The 5,978-nt window shown below is 64.9% G+C and carries 4 protein-coding genes; 2 read left to right on the plus strand and 2 right to left on the minus strand.

Annotated features, from left to right (window positions below; genetic code table 11):
- Window positions 1-223 precede the first annotated feature (223 nt).
- Window positions 224-2,260, minus strand: a complete 2,037-nt coding sequence (locus tag ACODS9_RS26295) for an oxidoreductase (RefSeq protein ID WP_489095106.1) — start codon at window positions 2,258-2,260, stop codon at window positions 224-226.
- Between the two features lie 204 nt (window positions 2,261-2,464).
- Between ACODS9_RS26295 and ACODS9_RS26300 the strand changes: the two genes are divergently transcribed.
- Together ACODS9_RS26300 and ACODS9_RS26305 are read left to right on the plus strand one after the other, a co-directional pair.
- Window positions 2,465-3,583 carry a carbon-nitrogen hydrolase family protein gene (locus ACODS9_RS26300; RefSeq protein WP_046857860.1) on the plus strand — a complete coding sequence of 373 codons (1,119 nt, stop codon included), beginning with the start codon at window positions 2,465-2,467 and terminating at the stop codon, window positions 3,581-3,583.
- A gap of 4 nt (window positions 3,584-3,587) precedes the next feature.
- A complete protein-coding gene (locus ACODS9_RS26305) occupies window positions 3,588-4,628 on the plus strand; it encodes an AraC family transcriptional regulator (protein WP_489095107.1) in 1,041 nt (346 codons plus the stop codon).
- Window positions 4,629-4,831: 203 nt separating this feature from the next.
- Here ACODS9_RS26305 and ACODS9_RS26310 read toward each other — a convergent pair whose 3' ends face one another.
- On the minus strand, window positions 4,832-5,719 hold the full coding sequence (locus ACODS9_RS26310) for a DUF2242 domain-containing protein (protein ID WP_489095108.1): 888 nt from the start codon (window positions 5,717-5,719) through the stop codon (window positions 4,832-4,834).
- Window positions 5,720-5,978: the final 259 nt, after the last annotated feature.

The following is a 5,978-nucleotide window of genomic DNA, read 5'->3' on the forward strand; positions in this document are numbered from 1 at the left end:
GGTCAGACGCGACAACCACCTTGAAAAACGCCGAGCAAGAGCAAGAGCAAGAGCAAGATGCATGGAGCATGGAGCATGGAGCATGGAGCATGGAGCATGGAGCATGGAGCATATGAAGACGCAGCGTTTTCTAGTTACAACTACTCGCTGACAAACCAACTCCAAAAGGAAAAGTGTATTACCACCTCACCTGTGAAAGTTGGCTCATCACCAGTTCAAACAATTACAATTCGGCCGCCAATCTCGACCCTTGGTTAATCGCCCGCTTGGCATCAAGCTCAGCCGCCACATCAGCGCCACCGATCAAGTGCACCGATTGCCCGGCCGCCACAAGGCCATCATGCAACTCACGCAGCGGCTCCTGCCCCGCGCAGACAACGATGTTGTCCACCGCCAGCACCTGCGGCTCGCCCTCGCCGATGCGCACATGCAGGCCCGCATCGTCGACGCCGAGGTACTCGACGCTGTTGAGCATCTGCACCCGCTTGTTCTTCAGCCCCGTGCGGTGGATCCAGCCGGTGGTCTTGCCCAGGTCGTCACCAACCTTGGTCTTCTTGCGCTGCAGCAGGTACACCTGGCGCGCCGGCGCATGAGGCTCTGCCTTCACCCCGGCCACACCACCACGGGCCTCCAGCTGCGTATCGATGCCCCACTCTTTCCAGAACGCCTCACGGTCCTGGCTGGTGGCCACGCCCTTGTGCACCAGGTACTCGGACACATCGAAACCGATACCACCAGCACCGATCACCGCCACCCGCTCGCCCACCGATTTGCGCTCGAGCAGTACGTCCAGGTAGTTCAGCACCTTGGCATTGTCGATGCCGGGAATGGCCGGCGTGCGCGGTGCGATACCGGTGGCCAGGATGACTTCGTCGTATTCGCCGGCCACCAGTGCAGCTACGTCGACACGGGTATTCAGGCGCAGTTCGACCCCCGTGGACTTCACCTTGTTACGGAAGTAGCGCAGGGTCTCGTAGAATTCCTCCTTGCCCGGCACCCGTTTGGCCACATTGAACTGCCCGCCGATCTCGCCGGCAGCATCGAACAGCGTCACCGCATGGCCACGCTCGGCAGCCACGGTGGCGGCCGCCAGGCCCGCCGGTCCGGCGCCGACCACGGCGATGCGCTTGACTGCCTGCACAGGCAGGTAGTTGAGCTCCGTTTCATGGCAGGCACGCGGGTTGACCAGGCAGCTGGTCAGCTTGCCGCCGAAAGTGTGGTCCAGGCACGCCTGGTTGCAGCCGATGCAGGTGTTGATCTCGTCGCCACGGCCTTCGGCGGCCTTGTTGACGAAATCGGGGTCGGCCAGGAACGGCCGGGCCATGGAGACCATGTCGGCATCGCCCTCGGCCAGCACCGCCTCGGCCACTTCCGGGGTATTGATGCGGTTGGTGGTGATCAACGGGATCTTCACCACGCCACGCAGCTTGGCGGTGACCTTGCTGAACGCCGCGCGCGGCACCTTGGTGGCGATGGTCGGGATGCGCGCCTCGTGCCAGCCGATGCCAGTGTTGATCAGCGTGGCGCCGGCCTGCTCGATGGCCTTGGCCAGCAGCTCGATCTCGTCCCAGGTGCTGCCGCCCTCGACCAGGTCGAGCATCGACAGGCGGAAGATGATGATGAAGTTCGGCCCCACCGCCTCGCGCACCCGCTGCACGATTTCCACGGCCAGGCGCATGCGGTTCTCATAGCTGCCACCCCAGCGGTCGGTGCGGTGGTTGGTGTGGGCGGCGAGGAACTGGTTGATGAAGTAGCCTTCCGAACCCATGATCTCGACGCCGTCATAGCCGGCGCGCTGGGCCAGGCTTGCGCAGGTGACGAAGTCGCGGATCTGCTTCTCGATGCCTTCCTCGTCCAGCTCCTTGGGCTTGAACGGGTTGATCGGTGCCTGGATCGCGCTGGGCGCCACTTGCTTCGGGCTGTAGGCATAGCGCCCGGCGTGGAGAATCTGCAAGCAGATCTTGCCACCAGCGGCATGCACGGCCTCGGTGACGATCCGGTGCTTGGCGGCCTCTTCCTCGGTGCTGAGCTTGGCCGCGCCGGAGTACACGCCGCCTTCATCGTTGGGCGCGATACCACCGGTGACCATCAGGCCGACGCCACCACGGGCACGCTCGGCGAAGTACGCGGCCATGCGTTCGAAGCCGCCGGGGCGTTCTTCGAGGCCTGTGTGCATCGAACCCATCAGGGTGCGGTTGCGCAAGGTGGTGAAGCCCAGGTCGAGGGGGGCCAGCAGGTGCGGGTAACGGTCGGTAGCCATGGATGGACTCCACAGTTGGCATGATCACGGAATGCGGGCGCCTCTGCCGCTGTCTACACCAGCTCGCGGGGCCCGTCGGTTGTCTGAGGCCGACATTAAACAGGCGTTTGAACACGCTCAATGATCGAAACTGACAACTTATTGATCCTGCTGCACAGCAGGTCTACCCTAAGGCACCTCTACCGCACAACGCTGGACCGTTCCATGCGCAAATTGCTAGCCGGCGCCCTGGCGCTGGTCACTCTCGCCGCCCTCTGTGGCTACGGCTTCTGGACCCTGCAGCGTCCGGAAGGCCATTACCTGTCCGACCTGCGCATCGAGCTTGCCCTCAACCAGGGCGTGCCAGGCGAGCACGGCAACCTGCTGGGGGTCGAGCCGCTGTTGTATCCGGGCGACTACCAGAACCTGACGCGCCTGCACCGCAAGCTCTCGGCCTACCTGGAGCAGGCCCGTGCCCAGGGGCTGGTCAACTCGCGCACCGTGGTGGTACTGCCCGAGCATATCGGCACCTGGCTGTGGGCCCGTGGCGAAAAGCGCGAGCTGTACCAGGTGACCCAGCGCAGCGAGGCCTGGCAGTGGCTGGAGTTGAGCAACCCGCTGCGCTACGGCCTGGCGATGCTCGCCGCCAGCGGCGACGACCGCCGCTCGGACGCCCACCTGCGCATGAAGGCCGCACAGATGGCCGCCGACTACCAGCAACTGTTCGGCAACCTGGCCCGCGAGTTCGGCGTCACCCTGGTCGCGGGCTCCATCGTCCTGCCCGCGCCCTACGTCGAGAACGGCGTACTGCGCACCGGCAACGGCCCGCTTTACAACAGCAGCCTGGTATTCGCCAGCGACGGTTCGGTGCTCGGCCAGCCTCAGCACCAGCAATACCCCGACAGCGAAAGCCGGCGCTACATCCAGGGCGGCCAGCAACACCCCCTGCAAGTGCTGGAGACCCCCGCCGGGCGCCTGGGCGTGCTGATCGGCAGCGACAGCTGGTACCCGGCCAACCACCGGCAACTGGCCGCGCAGTCGGTGCAGCTGATTGCCAACCCGGTGTTCCTCAGCGGCAAACAGAGCTGGCAGGCGCCCTGGCGCGGCAACCGCCACCAGGCACAGGCCGCCGACCTGCCACTGCAACGCGGCGAGGTCAGCGAGCAGCGTGCCTGGCAGCAACTACCATTGGCCGCCAATGACAGCACCCCGAGCATAAGCGTGTTCATGCGTGGCCAGTTCTGGGAGCTGGGCAGCGATGGCCAAGGCTTTGCCAGCCAAAGCGGCACACTGTGGGTCGGCAACGACAGCCACGGTGCGCGCCTGCTCAACCTGTGGCTGTGACACCATGCCCCGCCCCCGCGTGCGCCTGGGTGATCTGTCGGTAGGTTTCGTCCAGCCCTTGGCCGAAGCACTGAGCATGCTCGGCCACGATCCGCAGCCGCTGCTGCTGCGCTACGGCCTCGACGCCAGGCGCCTGGCCGAGCCAGGCGCGCGCCTGTCGATTCCGCGCTACATGCACCTGGGCCATGCGGCGATCGCCTTGTCCGCCGAACCTGCCCTGGGCCTGCACATGGGGCGCCTGAGCCGCCTGGCCCAGGCCGGGCTGGCCGGGGTGACTGCCGCGCAGGCACCCACCCTCGGCGAAGCCGCCCGCACCCTGCTGCGCTTCGAACCGTTGTATGCGGCCAACTACCGGGGCCGCTCGAGCTTCCACGAAGACACCCAGGGCGCTTGGTTGAGGTTCTATTCCATCAGCCCCTACAACAGCTACAACCACTTCGTGGTCGACTCGATGCTCGCGGGCTGGCTGGCGCAGCTCGGCGCCCTCACCGCCAGGCCGGTGCAAGCCGAACGTCTTGAGATCGAATTCGACACCCCCGCCTACGCCGCGCAATACCAAGGCCTGTGTACGGGCACCGTGCATTTCGGTGGCACGGCCAACCAATTGCGCCTGAGCCGGGCCACCCTGGACCTGCCGAACCTGCAGCACTGCCCCAGTACCTGGCAGCACTTGCTGCAGCTGTGCGAAGCGGAACTGGCCCAGCGCACCCGTGTGCGCAGCCTGGGCGAGCGCATCACCCACCTGCTGGGCCCACTGCTCAATGGCGGGCACGAACCGGACCTGGAGGAAGTGGCGCGGCACCTGCAACTGCCGACCTGGACGTTGCGCCGCAAGCTGGCCGAGGAAGGCACGCGCTTTCGCAACCTGCTCAACGACACACGGCGCGACCTGGCCGAGACCTATATCCGCGATACGGAACTGGCCTTCGGCGAGATCGCCTATCTGTTGGGATTCGCCTCGGCAGAGGCGTTCCAGCGCGCGTTCAAGCGCTGGACGGGGCTGACCCCGGGGGAATTTCGCCGCCATCAGCGGCAAGTCGGTTAGAGCTCGGTGGCGTCGTCGGCCGGCTCCGGCAGGTCCAGCTCATAGGCCTGGAACTCGAGCAGTTCTTCCTGGTAATCGTCCATCTTCACGCCCCTCATTCGTCGTTCTTCTGTCATTGCGCCAACCTAAGCCAGCGTAATGACAGAATGATTACAGCCCTATGAACGATAAACGTAGCAGGCATCCAGGAAGTTATCGACGAGTCAGAGTGGCGCCGGCGCCTGCTCTGCCGCCGGGGCTTCCTGCTGGATCTGGATCGGCGCTGGCTCGACAGGCGGCGCGATGGGTTGCGAACCCTTGCTGTCATCCACCACCGGCGCGGCCGGGGCCTCGCTGGACGGCACGGGAGGCGCTGGGGTAGCAACCGGTGCAGGCGCTGCGGCAGGGGCAGCGGCAACCGGTGTCGATACCGGGGCCGGTGTCTCGGCCACACTTTCGGCTACCGGCGTGGCCGGCTGCGGTACGGGCGCGAAGGCTGCGGGCGCAGGCTCCGGCAGGCCCAGGTCGGCGGCAGGTTTTTCCACCTTCGGCTCGGCGGCAGGCTCGGACTTCTCCGGCTTCTTCGGTTTCGGCAGGTAGCTTTCCACCAGGGCGAAGTAACGATCGTAGAACTGCGCAGCGGTGACCGTCTCGCTGGCTACCTTGACCATGGAGTCGTCGGTTGAGCCAATCGGCATCGACACCGAGCCCAGCACGCCCACGCCGAGGCTGGCGGAAGTGTTGGACTTTTTCAGGGCATAGCGGTCCTGCAGGGCGTTGGCGAACATGGTCGAGCGATGCTTGTCGCTCATGTCCGAAACGCAGGTGATGTTGAAGCTGATCTGCAGGTGGTTCTCGGCGTTCTGCTGGAAGCTCTTGTTGCCGGCGACCTGGTTGGCATCGCTGCTGGTGATGATGTAGCCCTGGCTGAGCAGCGCACGACGCGCCGCCTCGCAGGAGCCCGCCTCGCTGGTGGCGAAGGTGCGGGAAAAGGTGCCCGAGTCATCGAAGTTCTCATGCTCGTAGACGGCGGCCTTTTTCGAGGAACAGCCGGACACGCCCGCCAGCACGAGGGCCAGCCCGAGCGCGCCATAGACGGTTGATCTAGACATTGCCAATTCCGGGAAGAAACGAATGGGGCGTATTGTGCATCACATCGATCAGCGGCTGAAACCTTTGATCGGTGAAGAGTCTGTCAGCTTTGTTGGAAATTCTTGCCCATGGTCGGGCAAGTTGCTGAAACGAAAAAAGCGACCCTAAGGTCGCTTTTCCGTTGCTTCGAGGTGTTCAAAGGGCCTCGAGGCGAAGATGGCGCAGCGGACGGGACTCGAACCCGCGACCCCCGGCGTGACAGGCCGGTATTCTAACCGA

The organism is Pseudomonas sp. FG36 (assembly GCF_057809275.1).

Coding starts and splice junctions, on each gene's coding strand:
- ACODS9_RS26310 (WP_489095108.1), bottom strand. CDS start 5,719: ATGTCTAGATCAACCGTCTATGGCGCGCTCGGGCTGGCCCTCGTGCTG.
- ACODS9_RS26305 (WP_489095107.1), top strand. CDS start 3,588: ATGCCCCGCCCCCGCGTGCGCCTGGGTGATCTGTCGGTAGGTTTCGTC.
- ACODS9_RS26300 (WP_046857860.1), top strand. CDS start 2,465: ATGCGCAAATTGCTAGCCGGCGCCCTGGCGCTGGTCACTCTCGCCGCC.
- ACODS9_RS26295 (WP_489095106.1), bottom strand. CDS start 2,260: ATGGCTACCGACCGTTACCCGCACCTGCTGGCCCCCCTCGACCTGGGC.